Source organism: Martinezella sp. CNPSo 3964 (assembly GCF_057784375.1).
On the sequence record NZ_JBXSOW010000004.1, the window covers coordinates 186,386 to 209,921 of the forward strand.

The window sequence follows — 23,536 nt, forward strand, 5'->3', positions numbered from 1 at the left end:
CTCAGCCTCCGGTACGCGGGTTCAGCGCGTCGCGCAGGCCATCGCCAAGAAGATTGAAGCCGATGGCGACAATGGCGATTGCAAGGCTTGGCCAGATCAGGATGCCGGCGCTGATGTGCATATATTGTCTCGCTTCCGAGACCATCAGGCCCCATTCGGTCGCGGGCGGCTGGGCACCGAGCCCAAGGAAGCTCAGCGTCGCAAAGAGCATGACGGCGAAGGAAACGCGGATCGTCGTTTCGACCACGATGGGTGCCACGACATTCGGCAGCATCTCGCGCGCGATGATGTAGCGGGAGCTTTCGCCACGGGCGATCGCGGCGCTGACATAGTCCTGCTTGCGTACGGAAAGCGCGACGCTGCGGGTAATGCGCGCCATGCCCGGCGCGAAGGCGACGGCGACTGCCACCAGCGCATTGACGCTGCTGGAGCCGAGCAGATTGACGATCAGCAGCGCGAACAACAGGTTCGGGATCGCCATGATCGCATCGATGGTCCGCATGATGATTTCATCGGCACGCCCGCCAAGGAAGGCTGATACCGTGCCGATAAAGGCTCCGGCAAAGGTGCCGGCAAGCGTAGCGAAGACTGCCATCGTCACGGTCGAGCGCGCGCCGATCAGCAGACGGCTCAGGATGTCGCGGCCATACTGATCCGTGCCGAGAAGGAAGGTCGCGCTCGGCCCCTTGTAGCGAGCAAGTATCGACATGGCTTCCGGATCGCGTGGGGCAAGAAAGGGACCGAAGACGACGACAATGAAGACGAGGACGACAAGGACAAGGCCGACGGCACCCTGCGGCGCGCGTAGCAGCCGTTTGAGAAGCTCAATCATACTGGATCCTCTTGTCGAGCCATGCGTAAAGAATGTCGGCGGCGAAATTGACGATGGAATAGGTTGCCGCCATGAACAGCACGCCGGCCTGAATCGCCGGTAGGTCGCGCGTCTGGATCGCGACAATCAATTGCCTGCCGATGCCGGGAAGGGCGAAGATTTCCTCGACGACGATGATGCCACCCAGCAGATAGCCGACATCGAGCGCGACGACGGTGATTGTTGGCAGCAGGGCGTTGCGCAACGCATGACCGAACAGCACCCTTGACGTGGAAAGACCCTTGAGCCGCGCCGCACGGATGTAGTCGGTATGCAGCACGTCGACGAGTTCGGAACGCACCATGCGGGAGACATGCGCGATGAGGATGATCGACACCACGCAGACCGGTAATATCAAGTGGGCAAGACCGCCGAGAAAGTTCTCGGTCAGCGGCACATAACCGGTCGGCGGCAAAAGCTTCGCCCAATCAGCGACGAAGAGCACCGCAAGCGTCGCCGTCACGAATTCCGGCAGCGACACGCCCGCATAGGAGATGAGGCTCACGATCATGTCGGCGAGCTTGCCGCGGCGGATCGCGGCGAGGACACCGAGTGGTATCGCGAGCACGAGCATCAAGGCGATCGACAGGACAGCGAGCAGAAGCGAACGACCGAGCGCCTGGAGCATGGCCGGGCCGACAGGCTGGCCGGTGCGCAGCGACTGGCCGAAATCGCCATGCAGGATACCACCCAGCCAGTGCAGATATTGCAGCCAGACGGGATCGTTTAACCCCATCTGCTGGCGTAGCGCCTCGAGCGCCTGATCGGTGGCGTTCTCCCCAAGCATCATCACGGCGGCGTCCGCCGGCAGGACCTGGGTGATCGCGAAGACGACGAGCGACACGATGAAGAGCGTGTAGACGATCATCAAAAGCCGCTTCAGAAGATAATTCGGTGACAAAGGCCGTTCCCTGGCTTTGGAGCGACCGGTCGCGCAGACGCGCGCGCCGGCCTTCTTGCTACGGGATGCGTCGCGAACGCAGTATCGTGCCGCGACGCTTATTCAGCAGTCGGCGTCATCAGCTCCGCTTCGGCGCCTTGTCCGTCAGGGAGACGTAGTCCAGGCGGAAGACGGAAGCGCGCGGATGGACCTCGAAGCCGGCGACCCAATCCCGCTTGGCGGCGAGAACATCGAAGAACACCGGGATGATGGAGGGTACTTCCTCGTTCATCAGCTTCTGCGCCGCGGCATACAGTTCCTTGCGCTTGGCTTCGTCGGTGATGCCACGTGCCTCGTTGACGACCTTGTCGAAGGCGGCGTTGTTCCAGCGCGTTTCATTCCAGGCTGCATCGGAGGTGTAGAGCAGCTTGAAGATTGCGTCGGCCGTCGGCTGCATGTTGTAGAAGCCGACATAGAAGCTGCCCTTCTTCCACACCTGTTCCAGATAGGTCGCATGCGGCATCGTCTGGACGTTGATGTTGATGCCGGCTTCCTTTGCCATCTCGCGCAAGGCGACGGCGAGCTGGGTGCGCTGGCTCGGCTTGTCCGATGCGATCAGCGTCGCCTCGAAGCCGTTCGGGTAGCCTGCCTCGGCAAGTAGCTTCTTGGCCGCGTCGATATTGGCCTGGCGCAGCGGCAGATCGGCATAGAAGCGATAGGAGGAATTAAGGGCGGTGTCGTTGCCCGGTGTGCCGAAACCCTCGGTGACGAAGTCGACCATCGCCTGCCGGTCGACGGTCAGCGCCAGAGCGCGACGCACGCGCGCATCGTTGAAAGGCTTGGTGTCGCAGCCAAAGTTGATGTTGCAGAACTGGCCTGACGGCACCCGGAGCGGATTGACGCCTTGGGCGTCCTTCATCCGCAGATATTCGGTCGGCTGCACGGTCGAAATGACGTCGATATCGCCGGCAAGCAGGGCGGAGGTCTGCGCCGAGGTATCCGGGAAAACCTGGATTTCGACGCGGTCGAGATAAGGCCGCTTCGGATCGTAATAATCAGGGTTGCGTTCGACGACGATCAGGCGATCGGGTTCGTAGGAGACAAGTTTGAACGGGCCGGTGCCAACGGCCGTCGTCGACAGCTTCTTGAAGTCGCCGGTGGCGATGGAAGCCGGGATGATGCGAGCGACCGTATAGGCTGTCGCCACGGGGAAATCGGCATAGGGGGTCGAAAGCTTGAAGACGGCCGTCAATGGATCGGCTGCGGTCACATCGGCGATCGGGCCGACATTGTTGAGTGCCGGCGAAGCGTTCTTCGGGTCGAGGATTGCCTTGAAGCTCTGGACGACATCATTGGCGGTCAATGGCGATCCGTCATGGAACTTGACGCCGCTGCGAAGCTTGAACGTCCATTCCGTTAGCGCATCGTTGGAACTCCAGCTTTCCGCCAGATCGGGTTCAACCGACATATCGACCTTCAGCCGGGTCAGATTGCTGTAGAGCAGCTCGGTAACCATATATTCCGGATTGACGCGCGTCAGCAGCGGATGGATCACGCTTGCAGCCTGATCGACGGAAATGCGCAAGGTGCCGCCCTTGGCTGGAGCAGCGGCTTGCGCAAAGCCGATGGCGGGCATTGCCAGGATGGCGGCGGTACTCGCCAGGAAATGACGTCGGTTCAGCTTCAGCATTGCAGTGTTCCCTTATTTTGATGGTGCGTGTTCTGGAATGAGGTCGCTCGCAAAGTCGCGGGCTAGATAGGCAAGGATGCTTTGCGCCAGCGCGACGATATCCGTGGTCGTCGTATGTTCCTCGGGACTGTGGATGCAGCTCTCCGGGCGCCCAAGCCCGCCAAGCAGAACTTCCTGCATGACGCCCGTCTGCTGCACGTAGCCGAAGTCCGAGCAGCTTGCGGCACCCCATTTGCTGAAGTCGGAATCCTGATATCCGAAGCCGAGACTGAGAGCCTTCTGCCAGCGCGGCCAATGCGGACCGTCCGGATCCGAGGTCGGGATGAGGTGACCGACGAGGTCGATCTCCACGTGCAGCTCCGGCGATTTCGCCATGACGGCGCGGACTAGCTCTTCGATCTCAGCCCTTGCCGCTTCGTAACTCTCCTCAGGCGCATAACGGCGGCTGACGAGGATCTTCAGCTCCGCGGGAACCTGCCCGCCGGACGTGCCGCCATTGACGGCCGAAATGGAAAGTTGCGGCCGCAGCGGCCCGCTCGCATGCGGCGGCGCCGGCAAGGCGGATGCGAAGGCGGCCACCTTCGGCTTCAAGGCATGAAGGGCATTCAGAAGTGGAAGGGCGCCGTCGATGGCATTGATGCCGGAGCCGGTACGGTTGCCTTCGCCTGCGTGGACCGCGTGACCGCGAACGGTGATCTGAAGATTGAAGACGCCGAAACAGCCCGCCCAGATGCGCGGCGCCGCCGAGCCATTGAAATTGACGATATGTCCCTTGAGCATGTCCTGCTCGGCAAGGTAGCGAATCCCGGGATAGAGGCCGCCTTCCTCATCGGTGCAAAGAAGCAGCATCGGATCGTAGGCGAGCTCGACACCGCAGGCGTCGGCGGCACGCAACGCCAGCAGCGTTGCCGCGATGGTACCTTTCATGTCCGCAGCGCCAAGCCCGAAGAGGCGTTCGCCTTCGCGGCGCAGACATAGCGGATCCTGTTGCCAACCGGGAGCGGCCGGAACCGTGTCGACGTGATAGTAAAGCCCGCAGACCGGCTTGGTCCCGGATCGCTCGGCAATGAGATTGATGCGCGGCCCCTGCGCGGGGCCATTCCTGACCCGCCACAATTCCTCCGGCAGGATCACCTGCCGGCAATGGAAACCCATGGGTTCGAGCAGGCTCGACATCAGCTCCGCAAATGCCGGATAGCCGTCTCCCGGCGGAAAAGAGGTGTCGATCGCGATCATGCGCGCGAGATCGCCGACGGCGCTTTCGACGTTCTCTTCAATGATCCTCAAGGCGCTTGCAAATGGCTCCCCGAAAGATGACAAGACTTGATCGCGCATGCTCGAAATCCGAAAAAAGACGCGCAGGAACACATGGAGGCTCTGCACTCGTATTTATATAAACTATATAGTAATGATGCTGCCGCTCAGGCTTTGAGTCAACTCCAAATAAGAGGCAAATAATTGCGCGAAATGCCCAAATTTTCAGCAGATGTGCCACGTGCATCAGAGCTCTCCGTTCCGCTCTACGAAGTCGTGAAGCGTCAGATCACGGAAGCGATCATGATGGGCAAATGGTCGGCCGGGACCGTGCTGCCGAGCGAGATCGCGCTGTCGCAAAAGTTTGGGGTTGCTGTCGGCACGATCAGGCGCGCCCTGCAGGACCTGACCAATGAAGGCCTGCTCAGCCGGCGGCGCAAGACGGGGACCGTGGTCACCGGTCGCACGCCGCAGCACAGTCTGCGCTTTTTCTTCCAGTATTTTCGCCTGCATGGGCTCGATGGTTCGCTGCAAAACTCGACATCCGACATTCTTTCGTTGAAACGCCGTGAGGCGAGCGAAGAGGAGCGGTTGGGACTACGGCTGGACGATGCTGCTGAAGTCATCTCAATCCACCGGCTGCGCAGCGTCGGGGGCCATCCGGTCATGCATGAGGTGATGGCGCTTCCGGCAAGAATGCTGCCGGAATTTCCCGACAAAAGGGAGGAGATTCCTTCCCTGCTTTATCTCTTCCTTCTCGATCGCTATGGGATTCGCATTTCCGCCGTGCGGGAGCAGATTGCAGCCGATATGGCGACGGAGGAAGATTGCCGACTGTTGCAGCTGAGCATGCCCAGCGCCGTGCTGACGATTGACGAAGTGGCCTATGACCAGTCCGCGGTTCCGGTTCTCGTCGCAAAACATCGCGCGACGACCAGAAGCCATCGCTATGTGCACGAGGTTCAATAGCAGGCAAAAAGCATAGCTCTCCGACGCCGGAAATCCGGCGATCGCACCATGTTATCTCGCTGCTGATTGTGCCTGCATTCCTGGCTGGAAAATCACCTAAGACCAGCATTCGCCGGTCGCATCTTGTCGACCGATGAGGCGAATGCGACACGTTGCGCGCATCTTCCTATTCCTGGCCGACGCATTGACGCTGATGCCAGATTGCCGCGACCGCGCTCGTTCACGGCTTGAGCGTTGTGACACGCAATGCTTGGGATTTCGAGGGCACCCGCGTCGTCGTGCACCCCTGGCAAGATTGATCGGAGCGATGGCCGCCAATCGCCGGCGTCATGATCGATTCGCCCTCATCGATGGCGGTTTCGGCCTGTCGATAAGGTTCCGAGATTTGCTGCAGCGTCTTGCGGTCTCCTCTGCCTAGGTGGCAGAATAACTTCCGTTCTTCTTGTATCTCCTGCGGCTCACTCCGTGAGTTGCCCAATGATATAGAGTTAATGGTTGTAATGAAGTTTGGCTTGATTACAGCATAGCGATAGTGTGACTAGGTGCGGGGCTATGAAAATCTCGGGGCGTCCCTATGGATTTATTTTATGTTGGGAATGTGATAGCTGACATATATTAAGGCTGCGAGAGTGAGAATGGCAGAATTCAAATTTAGTGAACCACCTTTGGGAAGCGGTGCCGACGACATTTCAAGCGAGTGCCAACGACAATTGCAGCCTATTGTTAGTGAAATCGTTCGGGCCGCGGCTGCAGCCGGATGGAACCAAAAAGATGTTCTTCTAGCGATGGTGGATGTCGCTTGGGACCTATATGAAAAGCGCCGAGGCGACCTCTAGCGGTCCCAATGCTCGACAATCGGTTTTCTACTTCGACGTGAATTAAGATTTAGCCCGACGGCAACCATCTATCGAAATGCGTGGGATATATTCGTCCGCGCTAAAGATTGACGTGTTTTTTACTGCGTCATCCTTTCTTTACCATATGCATATCCCCCCTTCCAAACTCTGTAATTTATACTATTTAATCTCGCGCTATTAGCTGGCTGCAGCGTCGAGCTGACAGTGTTGGGAAACTGGGATCTCAAGCGAAGTTGAGATCAGGTCTGCTTGTTTGCATTTACAGGATTTCGTTCGGGCGGGGCGATGAAGGATGAACTATGCGGGTGAGGTTCGGGAACGGGCCGATCGATATGTATTTGATATAATTCCTGAAAATGCAGGCCCAAGGAAGGCCACTACGCGCGGAAGCGTTATCAGCTCGGTTCGCAATCCTGGCTCACAGACATTCCTGGCAAAGGAACACGCTGTGGGGATCGTGTTGGCGCCTGCACGCAAGCTGAGAGCCTCTCTCGGTAGCGACAGAATCACGGAATATGATGCGCCCATCGGCTGCATCGCGGTTAATCCCGCGGGCGTGGACAGCAGTCTTGCCTGGTCGGAAACCAGGAAGAATCTTGTCGTCGCGATTCCACCCCAAATTCTGTCCGAGCTGGCGCTGCAGGAATTTGACCTTGCCAATGTAGAACTCGAGCCTCCACCATTTGGCACAGTCGATCTTATCGCCCTCGGCATTGCGCAGAGGATTTCTGTCGAATTAACCGGGAAAGCAACTCCGAATGAACTCTATCTGGATTCATTGGTTACGTTGTTCAGTACACATCTTCTCCGCACCTATGCAAACAATATGAGACAGATTCCGTCGCCCAGGGGAGGGCTCTCCGCCAAAAGCGCTCGACGCGTGGAAGAGTATCTTCGCGAGCATTTCACCGAAAAGGTTCACGTCGCTGAACTTGCGGCGGTCGCTGGCATTTCGCCCAACCATTTCATCGTGAGATTCGCCAAGACCTTTGGCATGCCTCCACACCGGTATCTGATAAATCTGCGCCTGGATCTTGCGGAAAAATTGCTCGCCGAAGGCGAAATCGCGATTGCGGAAATTGCCTATATGGCAGGGTTTTCGGATCAAAGCCATTTGGCGACCACGATGAAGAGATACCGGGGACGGACGCCGACAGAGCTTCGATATATGCGATAACCGCACGAGCTTGAACGCAAGCCTGCGTCCGTCGCAAGCCGCCTCGACTATTTCCAAACTCAATATTTCCGCATGCCGGCCGCGAGGTGTATGGCGGAGATGGAGCGTTTTCTGCACATGCGGCAGAAGAGATTTTTAGAAATGGAAAGAACCACTTGCTGCCGATCGCCCGGCAGTTCGCCTCTTCATGCGGAACAGCCTTAGGTTAAGTGTGGCAAAGTGGCTACACCTGCAACCGGCTAAGCAAAAGACCGTAGTTTTCTAAAAAAAATCCGGAATTTTCTAAAATACGGTTGCACTGAAATAAGGCCATGTTCCCGAATGGTAATCATCCGGTGCTACATGGACATTCAATTCCCTGAATTTGAAATCTTTGCTCCGAAAATCGAGGTAGCCTGGACTGCCTTACAAGAACGATATGCCAGCCGTCTGACAGGCGCGGAAGTTGACTATCTATTTGCCTGCCTTGTCTTCGGTTTGACCTCCCCGGCCTATGGGGAAGGGGAACCATTCTTTCATTTCGATGTCTGCCGCGCCTTGGTGGCGATGAAGCTTCCTCCCGATCGGGCCGACGCTGCATTGTATTCCGCTCCGGTCTCGACGCAGCCATGGGTCGACACCGTCCGCGAACAGCTCGAAAGCCAGGCCGCGAAAATGGGTCGCGCGCTTCAGCAAGCGCACAATTTCAACGACGACGCAGCCGCAGATGCGGGTTCACGCGTGCTTAGTCGTCCAGATAGCAGCGAGGAGAAAGCAGCATGAGCGAGTGCGTTGGGGAACATCTGCAGACTAAATCTCGTACCGGATTTGCTCGAAACTTCGTTTCAGCTGACCGGACCGATCGTTCGCTCCGGCGCCGCCTGATGGCTGTGCTGCGGATGGCCTCTCGTGTTCTCGGCATGCGTCGTAAGGACATAGGCCCCGGATCGTTGGGCACCAGCGGGAACTTGCATTTGGCTAGCGCGATCGGCGGCCTCGCCGCGCTCACCGTGCTCGGCCTTTCCGCTCCTGCGCAGGCGCAATATGCCGCCGGCGGCGGCACGACGACAGCCGCCAACGCCGTCGCCATCGGTAACGCTGCTACAGCGAATAACCCGAACAGCGTGGCGTTGGGCACCTCTAACAGTGCAACGGGCGACGCTTCGATCGCCATCGGCTATTCGATGGGTGTCAATGGCCTCAACGCCATAGGCATGGGTGTCTTCGCGAACGCCACCGGCGTCAATGCTCTTGCCGTGGGCGGGAACGCTCGCGCATTGGCGGATGGGGCTTCGGCCTATGGTGTCAACACCACTGCAAACGGAGCCAACGCGCTTGCCCTCGGCTCGACAGCCACCGCTTCGGGAGGCGCCTCGGTAGCGATTGGATTGTCCTCCAACGCCTCATCTTCAAACGGTGCAGCCATTGCCATGGGAGTCGGCTCCAAGGCGAACGCAGGAACGGGCGGCGGTTCTCCGATTGCTATTGGTACGAATGCCAATGCAAGCGGCACCGCTCCTTCCGGTTTCACGTTCGAGTCTGTTGCGATGGGCTCCGCTGCGACGGCCACAGGGGCATGGGCGAATGCCTTTGGTTCAAGCTCGTCTGCGACAGGGACAGGATCCAGCGCCTTCGGTACGTCGGCTACGGCGTCGGCAAACCAAACCACGGCGATCGGCAATGGGGCAGCTGCTTCCGCCCTAAGGGGTTCCGCCATGGGTTACCTCGCCAAGGCCTCGAACACGGATACCATCGCTCTCGGCACGAATGCTGCAGCCTCCGGTACCAACGCGCTCGCCATTGGTCCTACAACGGTCGCATCCGGAGACTTCGGTGTTGCCTTGGGTAACCAAGCGCAGACGCTCGCTGCAGGTGGTGCCGTTGCGATAGGCTCGGGCGCAATCGTTTCCGCTACCGGGACGTCCAGCGTCGCGCTCGGCAACAATGCAAATGCCGCAGGTGTCTTATCGGTTGCCACGGGTGCTGGTGCCAGTGCCAGTGGCGACAATTCCACCGCCACGGGACGACAGGCTATCGCCAGCGGCATAAACGCCTCCTCGTACGGATCTGGAACGAAGGCGACAGGAAACAATTCTCTCGCTGCCGGCGTCAGCGCCAACGCCAGCGGTACCGGCGCTACGGCGATCGGCGTGAGTACCACCGCTTCCGCCGCCTCGGCGATCGCCGTGGGCAACACCGCCAAGGCTGATGCCGCCGATGCCGTCGCTATGGGCACCAATGCTGTGGCGACTGGTGGTAAGGCAGTTTCCATCGGCGCGGGCAATACCGCCTACGGTGACGGCGCGGTCGCGATCGGCGATCCGAGCTATGCGAGCGGCACGGGCGCCTTCACCGGCGGCGCCAACAACATCGCCAACAGCGACGGGACGGCAAGCGCCACTGCGGCCAACCAGGCGGCCGGCGCGGTCGCGATCGGCAACAACAACAAGGCGATCGGCCAGGGCTCGGTCGCGCTCGGCAACGGTTCTACCGCGGGTGCCTCCGGTTTCGTCGGCAATATCGCGCTGGGCAATGGCGCAACCGCGACGGCAAGCTCGGGCGATGTGGCGCTCGGCTCCGGTTCGACGACGGCGACAGCCGTCGGCACCCCGAGCGCGGTGATCGGCGGCACGACCTACACTTTCCAGGGCACCACGCCGACCTCGACAGTTAGCGTTGGCGCACCAGGCGCCGAACGCACCATTACCAACGTGGCAGCAGGCCGGCTCAACAATGCTTCGACCGATGCCGTCAACGGGTCGCAGCTCTTCGCGACGAACCAGGCGGTCGATAGTGTCACCACCACCGTCAACAACATCAATGGCGGCGCTGGCATCAAGTATTTCCACGCCAATTCGGCGGGGACGGACTCGTCAGCAACGGGTGCGGAGTCAGTCGCGATCGGACCTCTCTCGGTCGCGTCAGGGGCGAACGCCATCGCGGCGGGCAACGCTTCGGGTGCCTCCGGCCTCGACTCAGCAGCGTTTGGATACATAGCCAAGGCGACGGGCGACTTCAGCACCGCCATGGGTGCTGATGCCAATGCGACGGCCTCATCCAGCACCGCGATTGGCCAGAATGCGTTTGCAACTGCCGTTCAGGCAACAGCGCTCGGCGTCAACGCCAGTGCCAGCGGCGCGAGTGCGCTCGCCCTGGGTGCCAACGCCGCTGCAAGTAACGCGGATGACGTGGCGCTCGGCTCGGGCTCGGTGACCGCCGCAGCGGTCGGCACGGCCAGTGCGGTGATCAACGGCACGACCTACACCTTCCAGGGCACCACACCGGCTTCAACGGTCAGCGTCGGCGCCGTCGGCGCCGAGCGCACCATCACCAATGTCGCCGCGGGTCGGATCAGCGGATCGTCCACGGACGCCGTCAACGGCTCGCAGCTCTTTGCCACCAACCAGGCGGTCGATGCCATCGGCACCACGGTCAACAACATCAACACCGGCGGCGGCATCAAGTATTTCCATGCCAATTCGACGGCTGCGGACTCGTCGGCGACGGGTGCGGACTCAGTCGCGATCGGACCTCTCTCGACCGCGTCAGGGCAGAATGCCATTGCGGCCGGCAACGCTTCGGGTGCCTCCGGCCTCGACTCAGCGGCGTTCGGATACATAGCCAAGGCGACGGGCGACTTTAGCACGGCCATGGGCGCCGATGCCAACGCCACGGCCACATCCAGCACTGCAATCGGCCAGAATGCATTTGCGACTGCCGTTCAGTCCACCGCTCTCGGCGTCAACGCCAGTGCCAGCGGTGCGAGTGCGCTCGCGCTAGGCGCCAACGCCGCTGCAAGTAACGCGGATGACGTGGCGCTCGGCTCGGGCTCAGTGACCGCCGCAGCGGTCGGCACGGCCAGCACCGTGATCGGCACCACCACCTACAACTTCGCCGGCACGACCCCGGCTTCGACGGTCAGCGTCGGCGCCGTCGGCGCCGAGCGCACCATCACCAATGTCGCGGCGGGCAGGCTCAACAACGGTTCGACGGATGCTATCAATGGTTCGCAGCTCTTTGCCACCAACCAGCAGGTGACGCAGAACACCACCGACATTACCACCATCAACGGCAATCTGACCAATCTCGGCAATACGATCAACAATATCGCCGGTGACACATCGACGACCTATACCGATGCAAACGGTAAGGGCATTCGATATGTGCGCACCAACGACCGGACCCTTGCTGTCAGCGACTCCTCCGCTCAAGGGATCGGTTCCACGGCTGTCGGCTACAATGCGACCTCGGTCGCCGACAATTCGCTTGCACTTGGGATGAACAGCCAATCCACCATCGTTGGCGGCGTGGCTCTTGGATCGGGATCGGTTGCCGATCGCGCCCTCGCTCCAGCCACCGGCCAGATCGCGGCCGGGCCGACGAACTTCATCCAATACAATACGACGGATAAAACGCTATTGGGCGCAGTCTCGGTCGGCTCGAGCACGTCCTATCGGCAGATCATCAACGTCGCTGATGGTACCAGCGCGCAGGACGCCGTCACGGTTCGCCAGCTCCAGGGCGCCATCGCTTCGGTCGCAACGACGCCGAGCAAGTACTTCCATGCGAATTCGGCCGCTGGCGACTCCCTCGCCGTCGGCGCTGAATCGGTAGCGGTTGGCCCAACGACCGTCGTTAACGGCGACAATGGCATTGGCATCGGTAACGGCGCGGTCGTCGACCAGGTTGCTCCAGGCGGAACGGCCATCGGCCAGAATGCCCACGTCATGCTGGCTGATGGCGTAGCACTCGGCACGAACTCGCTGGCTGCGGGCGTCCAATCGGTGGCGCTCGGTGCCGGCTCGCAAGCCAACAACATCAACAGCGTTGCGCTGGGCGCGCAATCCGTAACAACAGTGGGCGCACAGACGAACTATACCGGCTTCGCGCTTACGAGCCCACAGACCTCTGTCGGCGAAGTATCGATCGGCTCGGCTGGTTCGGAACGCAAGCTGACCAATCTGGCAGCCGGTTCGGCTGACACCGATGCGGTGAATGTCAGCCAGCTCAAGGGTCTTGGCACCAACGTCACCAAGCTGATCGGGGGCAATACGACTGTGAACCCTGACGGGTCGATCACTGGCCCAACCTACAACATCCAGGGCAACAGCTATAATACGGTCTACGATGCCTTCGGCGCGGTCGATAACACATTGACCAACATCACCAATGGCGGCGGCATCAAGTACTTCCATGCGAACTCCACGCTCGCAGACTCTCAGGCCTCAGGCACCGATAGCGTTGCGATCGGTCCACAGAGTGTCGCCAGCGGCGTGAGCAGCCTGGCAGCGGGCAACGGATCTACCGCGGTAGGGCAGGGCGCGGTTGCTCTCGGTCAGGGTGCTCAGGCCAACAATGCCAACGATGTGGCCTTGGGCTCCGGTTCCTCAACGCAGGCTGCCGTCGGTACGGCCGGCGCCGACATTCAGGGCAAGCACTATGACTTTGCCGGCACCACGCCGGTCGGAACAGTGAGCGTGGGCGCCCCAGGGTCTGAAAGAACCATCACGAACGTCGCTGCCGGCCGCATTTCCGCCGGCAGCACCGACGCCATCAACGGCTCGCAGCTTTATGCAACCAATCAGGCGATCGACAGCTTGCAGACGGGTGTCGGGACGATCACCAAGAACGCCGTCACCTATGACCTCAATCCCGATGGCAGCAAGAAGAACAGCATCACGCTGCAGGGCGGTGACGTCAATGCTCCGGTGGTCATCTCCAACGTCGGAAAGGGTGTCGCGCCAACGGATGCCGTGAATGTTGCCCAGTTGGGCGACAGCATTACCCAGGTCAAATCGTATACGGACACCGCCGCCGCCAATACGCTGACTGCGGCCAACAACTACACCGACCAGAAATTCGGCCAGCTGAACCAGGAACTTGGGGACGTCCGTTCCGAGGCAAGGCAGGCGGCCGCAATCGGACTTGCAGCGGCATCGCTTCGTTATGATGACCGTCCGGGCAAGGCGAGCGTGGCTCTCGGTGGCGGTGTCTGGCGAGGCGAGGGCGCGGTCGCCTTCGGCGCGGGTTACACCAGCGAGAACGGCCGCGTCCGGGCGAACTTGTCAGGTACGGCCGCCGGCGGACACGTGGGCGTCGGCGCTGGCGTCAGCTTCACCTTGAATTGAGCCTGACATGTTCAAAGGAGCGCTTTTCGGCGTCCCGGCTATCATGGCTTGCATACTCCTGTTCGGCTCGATCGCAGCCGGACAGGAGGTCGCTTTTCCCAACTATCGCATAAGACCTTCCGAGGTCGCCGTTCCACCGGAATTGAAGGCTGGCGACTATCAGAGGATCATTCGCCCGTTCGAAAACTGGACGCTGATCTGCGACGAAAACTTGAAGAGTCATCAGCGAGTTTGCAACGTCACGCAGATCATCGAGAACCAATCGGGACAGGTCGCATTCAGTTGGTCGCTCGCGGCCACCAAAAAGGGCGATCCTTATATGATCTTGCGCGCTGCACCGGTTGCCAAGAGCGACGGCCGCTTCTTGCTGAAATTCGATGGCCGCAAGGAGCCGATACAAGTTCAGTTCAACGGGTGCAACAACACGGTTTGCGTCGGCATGCTGCCGGTCGGCCCCGCAATGCGCGAGCAGATTTCCAAAAATACGGCGCCAACAATCTCCTATCCGACCACGGATGGGAACACGATCAGCGTGACCGCAAATCTCAAGGGCCTTTCCACAGCCGTTAAGGCGATAAAGTGACGGACGGATTTTTCAATGAGCCAACAATCAATCCACGATCGCATCATGTCCCGAAACGCGAACGACGCGGCAATTCAGAACCTAGCCGCCGAGCAGGTCAAGCCACGGCGACGCTGGTGGAAGGCAACCGCGCTATCGGTGCTTGCAATTGCGATCGCCGGCGCCATCGGCTACGCGGCTATCCGATATGACGTGGTCGGCAATCTTTTGCCGCAGCCGGCAATTGCCGCGGCAAATGACGCCAATCAAGCGCTGCCGGACACGCCGTTCCTGCAGCACGCCAAACAGGCCGGCCTGCAATCCTGCTCGACCATCTTCCCGGTTCTCGGGCAATTGCTGACGAACGGCACCCAATACAATGTCCAGTCGATCTGGAACAATGAGGCGGCCGACAAGCATGCGGTGCAGGCTCTTGTCGGAATGAACTACGCCACGCAGGGCTACAGCGGTCCGGCAGCCGGGATCGTATTCGCAGCACCCGTCGCATCCGGCTGCGAAGGTTCGATGGTTCGCGTGGCGCCGTTTACCGCCTCCTGCCCGGAAGTCTCGACCAAGTTTCCGAACGGCAGCAAGCTCGTCAACAATCTCGGACAGGTCGGCGTCTACGAACTCGGCAATGAGGGGGGCGAAGCAATGCTTTTGCCGACCGGAAGCGGCTGCGTCGTCATTTCCGTGGCTTCGGCAGCAGGAAAGCAAGGGAGCGCAAAATGAGATTGAAATCTGCAATTGCCGCGATAGGCATCCTGTTCGTCTCCACCGCCCATCCGTGGGCAGCCGATCTCTTCACGACAGAACAGGCGCCGGTTCCTCCGCCTGAGGAGCGCGGCATATGGGCGGCCATCGCCTATTCCGCACCCGACGAAAAATACGGCTTCTTTTGGGGTGCCGACAAACGCCAGGAAGCCATGGATATCGCGCTCAAGCATTGCGAGCGGGACAAGGGTAACAGTTGCGTCGTGGTCAGCGTATTTCGCAATCACCGGCACTGGGATGATGACGACAAGACCGGCTTTCCATACAATCATTGCGGCGCCCTTGCCATCGGCAAGGAAAAGCATGATCGCGCCACACCTTGGAGCGCAAATTCGGCACCGACACGCCGCGAAGCTGAAGATCTCGCGCTTAAGGCCTGTGAGCGTTCAGGTTCTCGCTGCGCTGTCCGGGAGTGGGTATGCACCTGACCTGAACCCGCTGCCTTCGCTCATTATGGAACCGACCGCATAAGGTTGCACTTCAAGCCGAGAGATCCTATCCCTTGTCAAATTCCAAATTTACTTCATCCCGGATAGCTCGTCGCATATCTTATGCGATGCTTACCTTTGTCTGTGCGGGCATTGCTTCTTCGGCCTTTGCGCAATCGGCTCTGCCAAACGGCGCATCGAGCCTGCAGGAGACCTATCAGGACTGGCGCGTTGCCTGCAGTCAACGCGACAAGGCGTCGGCATGCACGATTTCGCAAGATCAAACCCAGCAAAACGGCCAGAGGCTGCTTGCCGTCGAAATGCAGATACGTCCTGACGGCGGCGCACTTGCAACGCTGCTGCTGCCCTTCGGAATCGTCCTCGACTCGGGCGTGACGCCGAACATCGATGATCAGCCGCCTTTGAAGCCCGTGCGTTTTCGCACCTGTTTGCCTAACGGCTGCATTGCCTTGCTTCCGGTCGACGCTGCAACACTTGGCAAATTGCGAACCGGCTCGCGCTTGAACCTGAAGGTCGTTGCCGATGGCGGCAATCCACTCGGCTTCCAGGTGTCCCTGCAAGGTTTTTCGGCGGCGGCCGATCGCGTGGCCGCTTTGGGCGCCCGATAGAAGCCGCATCTTCACGCTGTGCGGATGCGCTGTCTCGCGGGGCTGTGAATTCCAGCATCTTCGGGAACGGCAATTTGCCGCTCTCGCAACAGAGTTTGACGGCTCGCTATCGGACACATCCGCTAGCGAGGCTCTTTCAGGAGCAGTCCGTGCAAAACAAGATCGATGTGTGCCTTGAGATAGCTTGCCTTGTCGAGAGTTCGTCGCTCGTCGAAAAGCAGCTTGAAGAACAGAAAGGCGATAGCAGGCGCCACGACTGCATCGGCGAATGCGGCGGGGGCTGCTCGGAACTCCCCAAGCCTTACCCCTTCATCGATAAGCGACTGCATTTGATGCTCGAGAGGATCGATAAATATGTCGTGGTGCCGATCGACGATATGTGGGAACCGCGAACCTTCGGCAATGACGAACCTCATCAATTCCCGCAATTTGCGATCGTTAATTATGAGATCGTAGATCAGCTCGATATTTTTCTGAAGCCGCTCCGTAACGGTCCCCTTCAGCTCGTTTCCGCTTATCAATAGATCTTCGAGGGGCGTCGAGATGTGTCGGATCATTGCTTCGAAAAGCTGTTCCTTGGTCTCGAAATAAACGTAGACGGTTCCCTTCGTTACTCCAATCCTGCTGGCTATATCTTCGACGCGCGTCGCGACGTAGCCGCGCTCGACGAATTCTTCAAACGCAGCATCCAGTATCTGAACGGGGCGACGGGCCTTCTGCTCCGCACGTGTCAGTTTCTTCGTATCAGGCATATCTCACCTTGAGCGCTATTCGTGGTTTGACGTCAATATATTTTCATTGACTTCCTAGTCAGTCAATAATATTCGTCTGCCGAACGGATGCAAGAGGTCAAATTCATGAAAACTGTCCTTGTCGTCGCCTGGCTCAGTGTCAGTGCCGTCGCGCTTGCCTCATGCGAAAAGCAAAGCGCGAGTGAGACAAAGCCGAAGAACGTGGAGACCGTCGTGGCCAAAGTCACGCCGGTCGTGGAAAGCAACTCCATCACCGGCGAAGTCAGTGCTCGGGTCGAGAGTGATCTTTCCTTCAGAGTCAGCGGGCGTATTGTCGAGCGCCTCGTCGATGTCGGCTCCTCGGTCAAGGCGGGGCAGGTGCTTGCGCGCATGGACGCCGAAGAGCAGAAAGCTGATCTGGGTGTCGCCACCGCGAACCTGCAGTCGGCGCTCGCCCAGCAAACGCAGGCTCAGCTCGCCTTCGACCGGCAGCAGAACCTCTTCAAGACGCAGGTTACGACCCGCGCCGCGCTCGATCAGGCCCAGGAAACGCTGTTGACTGCTCAGGGCAGTGTTAAGTCGGCGCAGGCCCAGCTCGACACCAGCCAGGATGCGCTTTCCTATACGGAACTGCGCGCTGATGCCGACGGTGTGATTACCGCCAGAAACGCCGAGGTAGGCCAGGTCGCGCAAGCCGCCCAGCTGGTTTTCACACTTGCGCATGACGGTCCGCGGGACGCGGTCTTCAACGTCTTTGAATCCCTTTATCTGGGACGCAATCTTGAAAACAAGGTGGCTGTCAGCCTCCTTTCTGCGCCGTCTCACAGGATGGAGGCTTCCGTCCGCGAAATCTCGCCCACGATCGACTCGTCGACCGGGACGATCAGGGTCAAGGTAGGTCTCGAAGGGGCGCCGGACATGCAGCTTGGCGCTCCGGTCATCGGCCTGTTTCGGTCCACTGCAAGGGACGCAATCGAATTGCCATGGTCGGCGATGACGTCAAAAAGCGGCAAGCCCGCCGTCTGGATCGTCGATCCCGCCTCGTCGAGCGTATCGCTTCGTCAAATCGATGTCTCCGGCTATGAGACCGGCCGCTTTGCGGTACGGGCGGGGGTATCGCCGGGCGAGATCGTCGTCGCCGACGGCGCGAAATTCCTGCGACCAGGCCAGGCCGTCACATACGACAAGGGAGCCGCACAATGAATATCTGCATCACAGCCGGCCTTGCGATCCTCGGCTCATTGCTGCTGACCTCTTGCGAGAAGCAGGATGAAGCCCATTACGAGCCGCCGCGCCCCGTGCTTTCCGTTGTGGCCAAATCCACCGCGGCTTCCGCGCTGACCCTGCCGGGAACAGTCGAAGCCAAGATCGAGACCCAACTGGCATTTCGGGTCTTGGGACGGGTTATCGCGCGCAAGGTCAGTGTCGGCGATATCGTCAAGAAGGGTGATGTCGTTGCCGCCATCGATCCGCTTTCTCTCGAGCTCGCAGTCAAGAGTTCGCAGTCCGAGCTTTCCAATGCCGAGGCGCAACTGGTAAATGCCGCATCCACCGAGGAGCGCCAACGGTCCTTGCTCGAGAGCCGATCGGGAAGTGAAGCAGCCTACGAAGAGGCAGAACTTGGGCGCAAGAGTGCGAGCGCTTCGGTTGCCAAGGCACAGGCCAATCTGGACAAGGCCGAAGAGCAACTGGGCTATGCGCAGCTTCGCGCGGAATTCGACGGCGTCGTGACCGCGACCTCAGCCGAAGTGGGCCAGGTCGTCTCCGCGGGCCAGAGCATTGCCACTGTCGCGCGCCCCGACCAGCGCGATGCCATCATCGACATACCCGTGGCAAGCTTTGACGGTCTCAAGGTGGGGTCGCCCTTCGAGGTTGCGCTCCAGCTCGACCCGACCATTCGCGCGAGCGGTGTCGTCAGAGAGATCGCCCCGGAAGCCGAGGCGACGACCCGTACGCGGCGCACGAAGATCACGCTCATCGATCCGCCCGCCGCGTTTCGCCTGGGTTCCGTCATTACCGCGACCGCGACTGTTGTTGCGGATCCGATGATCCTGCTGCCGTCCTCGTCCGTGCTGATGAAGGACGGGAAGCCAAACGTCTGGGTTGTCGATACCACGGCTCGCAAAGTCTCCATTCGCGCGATCAAGATCGACGGAGACCTCGTCGAAGGCGGTTCGGTGAGGATTACCGAAGGCATCAGCCCTGGCGAACGCATCGTCGTTGCCGGAGTTCACAAGCTTGCAGACGGCCAGGCCGTTAGGGTAGATTAAGGAAAGATCCCCGTGAAAAAATTCAACCTGTCCGACTGGGCGCTCGAACATCGTTCGCTCGTCTGGTACTTCATGATCGTCTTCATTCTGGCCGGCGCATTTTCCTATATCGGCCTCGGTCGCGAAGAAGATCCCGCCTTCACCATCAAGACCATGATCATTCAGGCGCAGTGGCCTGGCGCATCGGCCGAGGAGGTGACCAAGCAGGTCACAGACCGCATCGAAAAGAAACTCGAGGAGTTGGATTCGCTCGACTATACGAAGAGCGAGACGGTTGCCGGCCAGACGACCATTTTTGTCGAACTTCTGCCGACGACCAAGGCCAAGGATGTCAATGCCATCTGGATGCGGGTCCGCAACATGATCGGCGACATCAAGGGCGATTTTCCAAGCGGTGTCGTCGGGCCATTTTTCAACGATAACTTCGGCGACGTCTTCGGCAATATCTATGCCTTTACGAGCGACGGGCTGACGCAGCGCCAGCTTCGCGACCTGGTCGAGGATGCACGTGCAAAAGTGCTGACGGTTCCCAATATCGGCAAGGTGGATATTATCGGCGCGCAGGACGAGGCCATCTATCTCGAATTTTCCACGCGCAAGATCGCCGCTCTCGGTCTTAACCAGCAGTCAGTCATCGATACGCTTCAGGCACAGAATGCCGTGACGCAGTCGGGTTTCGTCGATGCCGGTCCTGAGCGCATCGCCTTGCGGGTGAGCGGTCAGTTCACGTCCGAGGAAAGCCTCAAATCGATCAATCTCCGCGTCAACGATCGCTTCTTTCCATTGACCGACGTTGCGACGATCAAACGCGGCTATGTCGATCCGCCTTCATCCCTGTTCAGATTTAACGGGCAGCCGGCCATCGGGCTTGCCATCGGCATGAAGACCGGGGCAAATCTGCTTGAATTCGGCAAGGCGCTCGACAAGGAAATCGAGCAGGTCACGGCCGATCTTCCGATCGGCGTCGACGTCCAGCGCGTTTCCGATCAGCCTGCCGTCGTCGACGAAGCGGTGTCGGGTTTCACGCGGGCCTTGTTCGAGGCGATCGTCATCGTGCTGGCGATCAGCTTCATCAGCCTTGGTGTTAGGGCAGGCCTCGTGGTTGCGATCTCCATTCCGCTTGTGCTGGCGATCACCTTTCTTGTCATGGCCTACACCGGCATTTCCATGCAGCGTATTTCGCTTGGCGCACTCATCATCGCGCTTGGCCTTCTCGTTGACGATGCCATGATCGCCGTCGAGATGATGGTTGCCCGGCTGGAAGTGGGCGACGATCTGAGAAAGGCTGCGACTTACGTCTATACCTCGACGGCCTTCCCGATGTTGACCGGCACGCTTGTGACGGTCGCGGGCTTTATCCCCGTCGGCCTCAACACCAGCGCTGCCGGCGAATTCACATTCACTCTCTTCGTGGTCATCGCCGTTTCGCTCCTGGTCTCATGGATCGTCGCAGTGTTGTTCACGCCGCTGCTCGGCGTGACGATCCTTCCGAAAACCATGAAATCCCACCATGAACAGAAAGGCCGCTTTGCACGCATCTTTGCCTGGCTCCTGAACCTCGCCCTGCGTTGGCGCTGGATAACCATCGGTGCGACCGTAGCCGCGTTTGCCCTCTCCATCGGCGGGATGAGCCTGGTGCAGCAACAGTTCTTCCCTTCCTCCGACAGGCCTGAACTGATCGTCGACTGGAACCTGCCGCAAAACAGCTCCATTTCCGAGACGAACAAGCAGATGGCCAGGTTCGAACGCGAGATGCTGGCGAACAACAAGGATATCGATCATTGGACGAGCTATGTCGGACAAGGCGCTCCTCGCTTCATCCTGTCCTTCGACGTGCAAACGCCCGACGTCTCGTTCGGCCAGACGGTGATCGTCACCAAGGGGCTTGATGTTCGCGACAAGGTCAAAGCCGAACTGCAGGATTATCTGACAAAGACCTTCCCTGGAACCGATGCATTCGTGAAGCTGCTCGACATCGGCCCTCCGGTCGGCAAGCCGGTACAGTACCGGATCAGTGGGCCTGATATCCAGAAGGTCCGGGATATCACCCAGCAATTTGCTTCGATCGTCGGTCAGCATCCCTTGCTGTCCAACATGACCTTCGACTGGAATGAACCTTCCCGCGTCGTCAAAGTCGACGTTCTGCAGGACAAGGCGCGGCAATTGGGCGTCTCGTCGCAAGATATCGCAACGGCTCTCAACGGCATCGTCGAGGGAACGGCGGCGACAAATATTCGGGACGACATCTATCTGATCGATGTGATCGGGAGAGCCCAGACGGCCGAGCGTGGCTCGATCGAGACGCTGCAGAACCTGCAATTGGGCGGTTCCAACGGCAAGTCCGTTCCCCTCTCGGCAGTCGCCAATTTCCACTATGAGCTGGAGCAGCCGACGATCTGGCGGCGGACGCGCATACCGACCATCACCATCAAGGCCGCGGTCGTCGGATCGACGCAACCGGCGACGATTGTCAACGAACTGAAGCCGAAAGTCGACGAATTCCGCAAGGCGCTTCCGAGCGGCTATCATATCGTCGACGGCGGCTCGGTCGAAGAAAGCGCCAAAGCGCAAGGGCCGATCGTAGCTGTCGCGCCGCTGATGCTGTTCATCATGGCAACGATCCTGATGATCCAGCTGCAGAGTTTCAGCAGGCTCTTTCTGGTGTTCGCTGTCGCTCCAACAGCCCTTATCGGCGTGGTGACCGCACTCCTCTTCAGCAACGCGCCCATGGGGTTCGTCGCGATCCTTGGCGTGCTCGCCCTCATCGGCATCCTGATCCGAAACTCGGTAATCCTCGTCGTGCAGATCGAGCACCTTCGAAGCGAGGGCGTGCCGGCTTGGCAAGCCGTCATCGAGGCGACGGAGCATCGAATGCGGCCCATCATGCTGACGGCCGCGGCGGCAACGCTTGCGCTGATCCCGATCTCCAGGGAGATATTCTGGGGTCCGATGGCCTATGCGATGATGGGCGGCATCGTCGTCGGTACGGTTCTGACGCTGCTTTTCCTTCCCGCCCTGTATGTTGCCTGGTTCCGCATTCCCCGCGACGACGCGCAGCATGAGGCGATCTGATGTCTGAAGCTCGAAGAGTGACCTTTGCTCCCAGGCGGTCATGTCTTTCTGTTCTGATGGCCCTATCGATGTTGGCCGGATGCGCGGGACGGCTGGAGAATGTTCTCCAGCCGGTCGCAGCCAAAGGACCAGGCACGAGCACTGTGGACATGATGGTGGCGACGACCCGCCAACCGACCGACAAGCCGGGGGAGCTCTACTCCGGTGAGCGCGGAACGGCGATTTCTCTCAACGATATCGTCGTTTCCATTCCTCCGGATCGAAACCGTAAGATCGGCGAAGTGCAATGGCCATCGCATGTGCCCGCCAATCCCGAGAAGGAGTTTGCAGTCCTCAAGGTCGGAAGGGTGACCTCCGAGCGCGACATTTTCGAATGGTTCGGCAAGAACCGCAATGCCAAGCGCCAGGTCGTCATTTTCGTGCACGGCTTCAACAATACCTATTCCGACGCGGTCTTTCGTTTCGCGCAGATCATCCATGATTCCGGAACGGATGCCGCGCCGATCCTCTTCACCTGGCCCTCGCGCGGCAATGTCTTCGACTACCTCTATGATAAGGAGAGCACGAATTTCTCACGGCGGGCGCTGGAGGATCTGATCCTGCAGTCTGCCAAAAGCCCCGATGTCGGGGAGGTGACGATCCTTGCCCATTCCATGGGATCCTGGCTGACGGCGGAAGCGTTGCGCGGCGTTGCCATGCGCAACAAGACAATTCCGGCGAAGGTAAAGAATGTCATCCTGGCGTCGCCCGACATCGATATCGACGTCTTTCGCCGGCAGATGATCGAGATGGGGCAGCAACGTCCGCACTTCACGATCTTCTCGTCGACAAGGGATAAGGCGCTACAGGTTTCGCGATGGCTCTCCGGCGGCGTCAACCGTGTCGGCGGCTTCGATTCAACGCCCTATGCCGCGGATTTGGCCAAGCTCGGGATCACAGTTGTTGATACGAGTTCCGTTAAACCCGACGATGCGCTGGGCCACAATACGTTTGCGGACAATCGGGATATGGTGCAGTTGCTTGGACGGCGGCTGGCAGGACAATCGCTGGACACCGGACAAGTCTCGCTTGCGGATCGGGTTGGCCTGGCAGCCGTGCGAACCGCGGACCTGGCGGGTTCTGCGGCGAAGGTCGCTGTCGCAGCTCCCATGTCGATCATCAGCGACGATGCGAGACAGGTGTTGAAACAGCAGCTTTCTTCAGGGTCGTCACCCATCGTCGATGGGCGTATTTCCTACTGAGCTGCGGCAGCCGACAATTTGTGC

18 protein-coding genes and 1 pseudogene are annotated in these 23,536 nt (G+C 59.7%); 14 read left to right on the plus strand and 5 right to left on the minus strand.

All coding sequences use genetic code 11. The features are described 5' to 3' along the window. Position 1: 1 nt before the first annotated feature. The 4 genes from AC13Q5_RS14805 to AC13Q5_RS14820 all read right to left on the minus strand — a co-directional run bounded on the left by AC13Q5_RS14805 (position 2) and on the right by AC13Q5_RS14820 (position 4,776). On the minus strand, positions 2 to 832 hold the full coding sequence (locus tag AC13Q5_RS14805) for an ABC transporter permease (RefSeq protein WP_488502144.1): 831 nt from the start codon (positions 830 to 832) through the stop codon (positions 2 to 4). After that, the gene (locus tag AC13Q5_RS14810; RefSeq protein WP_488502145.1) at positions 825 to 1,772 is read right to left on the minus strand and encodes an ABC transporter permease; all 948 of its coding nucleotides are present in this window, start codon (positions 1,770 to 1,772) and stop codon (positions 825 to 827) included. The genes AC13Q5_RS14805 and AC13Q5_RS14810 overlap by 8 nt, the downstream gene beginning before the upstream one ends. 118 nt (positions 1,773 to 1,890) lie before the next feature. Further along, complete coding sequence (locus tag AC13Q5_RS14815; RefSeq protein ID WP_488502146.1) at positions 1,891 to 3,441, minus strand: ABC transporter substrate-binding protein; 1,551 nt, start codon at positions 3,439 to 3,441, stop codon at positions 1,891 to 1,893. 12 nt (positions 3,442 to 3,453) lie between these two features. Then, complete coding sequence (locus tag AC13Q5_RS14820) at positions 3,454 to 4,776, minus strand: M20 family metallopeptidase (RefSeq protein WP_488502147.1); 1,323 nt, start codon at positions 4,774 to 4,776, stop codon at positions 3,454 to 3,456. A 132-nt stretch (positions 4,777 to 4,908) separates the two neighbouring features. Between AC13Q5_RS14820 and AC13Q5_RS14825 the strand changes: the two genes are divergently transcribed. From AC13Q5_RS14825 to AC13Q5_RS14870, 10 genes and pseudogenes are all read left to right on the plus strand, one after another. Then, a complete protein-coding gene (locus AC13Q5_RS14825; protein ID WP_075856042.1) occupies positions 4,909 to 5,664 on the plus strand; it encodes a GntR family transcriptional regulator in 756 nt (251 codons plus the stop codon). A gap of 72 nt (positions 5,665 to 5,736) precedes the next feature. Then, positions 5,737 to 5,963: pseudogene (locus AC13Q5_RS14830) on the plus strand (PIN domain-containing protein); the annotation flags it as partial. Positions 5,964 to 6,299: 336 nt separating this feature from the next. Beyond that, a complete protein-coding gene (locus AC13Q5_RS14835; RefSeq protein ID WP_075856043.1) occupies positions 6,300 to 6,500 on the plus strand; it encodes a hypothetical protein in 201 nt (66 codons plus the stop codon). A 313-nt stretch (positions 6,501 to 6,813) separates the two neighbouring features. Continuing rightward, positions 6,814 to 7,698: a helix-turn-helix domain-containing protein gene (locus AC13Q5_RS14840; RefSeq protein WP_488502148.1), complete on the plus strand. Its 885-nt coding sequence runs from the start codon at positions 6,814 to 6,816 to the stop codon at positions 7,696 to 7,698. Between the two features lie 342 nt (positions 7,699 to 8,040). Further along, entirely contained in the window at positions 8,041 to 8,460 is a 420-nt protein-coding gene (locus tag AC13Q5_RS14845; RefSeq protein WP_488502149.1) for a hypothetical protein, read from the plus strand. Next, a complete protein-coding gene (locus AC13Q5_RS14850; protein WP_488502150.1) occupies positions 8,457 to 13,805 on the plus strand; it encodes a YadA-like family protein in 5,349 nt (1,782 codons plus the stop codon). Before AC13Q5_RS14845 ends, AC13Q5_RS14850 begins: the two co-directional genes overlap by 4 nt. Before the next feature lie 7 nt (positions 13,806 to 13,812). Next, positions 13,813 to 14,388, plus strand: a complete 576-nt coding sequence (locus tag AC13Q5_RS14855; protein WP_488502151.1) for an invasion associated locus B family protein — start codon at positions 13,813 to 13,815, stop codon at positions 14,386 to 14,388. Between the two features lie 15 nt (positions 14,389 to 14,403). Then, positions 14,404 to 15,099, plus strand: a complete 696-nt coding sequence (locus AC13Q5_RS14860) for a hypothetical protein (protein ID WP_488502152.1) — start codon at positions 14,404 to 14,406, stop codon at positions 15,097 to 15,099. Beyond that, entirely contained in the window at positions 15,096 to 15,569 is a 474-nt protein-coding gene (locus tag AC13Q5_RS14865; RefSeq protein ID WP_488502153.1) for a DUF4189 domain-containing protein, read from the plus strand. The genes AC13Q5_RS14860 and AC13Q5_RS14865 overlap by 4 nt, the downstream gene beginning before the upstream one ends. A 128-nt stretch (positions 15,570 to 15,697) precedes the next feature. Next, entirely contained in the window at positions 15,698 to 16,198 is a 501-nt protein-coding gene (locus tag AC13Q5_RS14870; RefSeq protein WP_488502154.1) for an invasion associated locus B family protein, read from the plus strand. A 122-nt stretch (positions 16,199 to 16,320) separates the two neighbouring features. Here AC13Q5_RS14870 and AC13Q5_RS14875 read toward each other — a convergent pair whose 3' ends face one another. Then, positions 16,321 to 16,950, minus strand: a complete 630-nt coding sequence (locus AC13Q5_RS14875) for a TetR/AcrR family transcriptional regulator (protein WP_075856050.1) — start codon at positions 16,948 to 16,950, stop codon at positions 16,321 to 16,323. Positions 16,951 to 17,055: 105 nt separating this feature from the next. Between AC13Q5_RS14875 and AC13Q5_RS14880 the strand changes: the two genes are divergently transcribed. From AC13Q5_RS14880 to AC13Q5_RS14895, 4 genes are read left to right on the plus strand one after another with little or no spacing between them, the layout of a single operon-like run. Further along, a complete protein-coding gene (locus AC13Q5_RS14880) occupies positions 17,056 to 18,132 on the plus strand; it encodes an efflux RND transporter periplasmic adaptor subunit (RefSeq protein WP_488502155.1) in 1,077 nt (358 codons plus the stop codon). Then, entirely contained in the window at positions 18,129 to 19,199 is a 1,071-nt protein-coding gene (locus AC13Q5_RS14885) for an efflux RND transporter periplasmic adaptor subunit (protein WP_488502156.1), read from the plus strand. The genes AC13Q5_RS14880 and AC13Q5_RS14885 overlap by 4 nt, the downstream gene beginning before the upstream one ends. Before the next feature lie 12 nt (positions 19,200 to 19,211). Next, positions 19,212 to 22,271, plus strand: a complete 3,060-nt coding sequence (locus AC13Q5_RS14890; protein WP_488502157.1) for an efflux RND transporter permease subunit — start codon at positions 19,212 to 19,214, stop codon at positions 22,269 to 22,271. Further along, complete coding sequence (locus tag AC13Q5_RS14895; RefSeq protein ID WP_457878805.1) at positions 22,271 to 23,512, plus strand: alpha/beta hydrolase; 1,242 nt, start codon at positions 22,271 to 22,273, stop codon at positions 23,510 to 23,512. Before AC13Q5_RS14890 ends, AC13Q5_RS14895 begins: the two co-directional genes overlap by 1 nt. Positions 23,513 to 23,536 lie beyond the last annotated feature (24 nt).

Excerpts from the sequence above, each read along its gene's own strand:
- AC13Q5_RS14850 (WP_488502150.1), top strand. The coding sequence starts at position 8,457 with ATGAGCGAGTGCGTTGGGGAACATCTGCAGACTAAATCTCGTACCGGA.
- AC13Q5_RS14815 (WP_488502146.1), bottom strand. The coding sequence starts at position 3,441 with ATGCTGAAGCTGAACCGACGTCATTTCCTGGCGAGTACCGCCGCCATC.
- AC13Q5_RS14840 (WP_488502148.1), top strand. The coding sequence starts at position 6,814 with ATGAACTATGCGGGTGAGGTTCGGGAACGGGCCGATCGATATGTATTT.
- AC13Q5_RS14805 (WP_488502144.1), bottom strand. The coding sequence starts at position 832 with ATGATTGAGCTTCTCAAACGGCTGCTACGCGCGCCGCAGGGTGCCGTC.
- AC13Q5_RS14885 (WP_488502156.1), top strand. The coding sequence starts at position 18,129 with ATGAATATCTGCATCACAGCCGGCCTTGCGATCCTCGGCTCATTGCTG.
- AC13Q5_RS14845 (WP_488502149.1), top strand. The coding sequence starts at position 8,041 with ATGGACATTCAATTCCCTGAATTTGAAATCTTTGCTCCGAAAATCGAG.
- AC13Q5_RS14865 (WP_488502153.1), top strand. The coding sequence starts at position 15,096 with ATGAGATTGAAATCTGCAATTGCCGCGATAGGCATCCTGTTCGTCTCC.
- AC13Q5_RS14825 (WP_075856042.1), top strand. The coding sequence starts at position 4,909 with ATGCCCAAATTTTCAGCAGATGTGCCACGTGCATCAGAGCTCTCCGTT.
- AC13Q5_RS14895 (WP_457878805.1), top strand. The coding sequence starts at position 22,271 with ATGTCTGAAGCTCGAAGAGTGACCTTTGCTCCCAGGCGGTCATGTCTT.
- AC13Q5_RS14820 (WP_488502147.1), bottom strand. The coding sequence starts at position 4,776 with ATGCGCGATCAAGTCTTGTCATCTTTCGGGGAGCCATTTGCAAGCGCC.
- AC13Q5_RS14855 (WP_488502151.1), top strand. The coding sequence starts at position 13,813 with ATGTTCAAAGGAGCGCTTTTCGGCGTCCCGGCTATCATGGCTTGCATA.
- AC13Q5_RS14875 (WP_075856050.1), bottom strand. The coding sequence starts at position 16,950 with ATGCCTGATACGAAGAAACTGACACGTGCGGAGCAGAAGGCCCGTCGC.
- AC13Q5_RS14870 (WP_488502154.1), top strand. The coding sequence starts at position 15,698 with ATGCTTACCTTTGTCTGTGCGGGCATTGCTTCTTCGGCCTTTGCGCAA.
- AC13Q5_RS14860 (WP_488502152.1), top strand. The coding sequence starts at position 14,404 with ATGAGCCAACAATCAATCCACGATCGCATCATGTCCCGAAACGCGAAC.
- AC13Q5_RS14880 (WP_488502155.1), top strand. The coding sequence starts at position 17,056 with ATGAAAACTGTCCTTGTCGTCGCCTGGCTCAGTGTCAGTGCCGTCGCG.
- AC13Q5_RS14835 (WP_075856043.1), top strand. The coding sequence starts at position 6,300 with ATGGCAGAATTCAAATTTAGTGAACCACCTTTGGGAAGCGGTGCCGAC.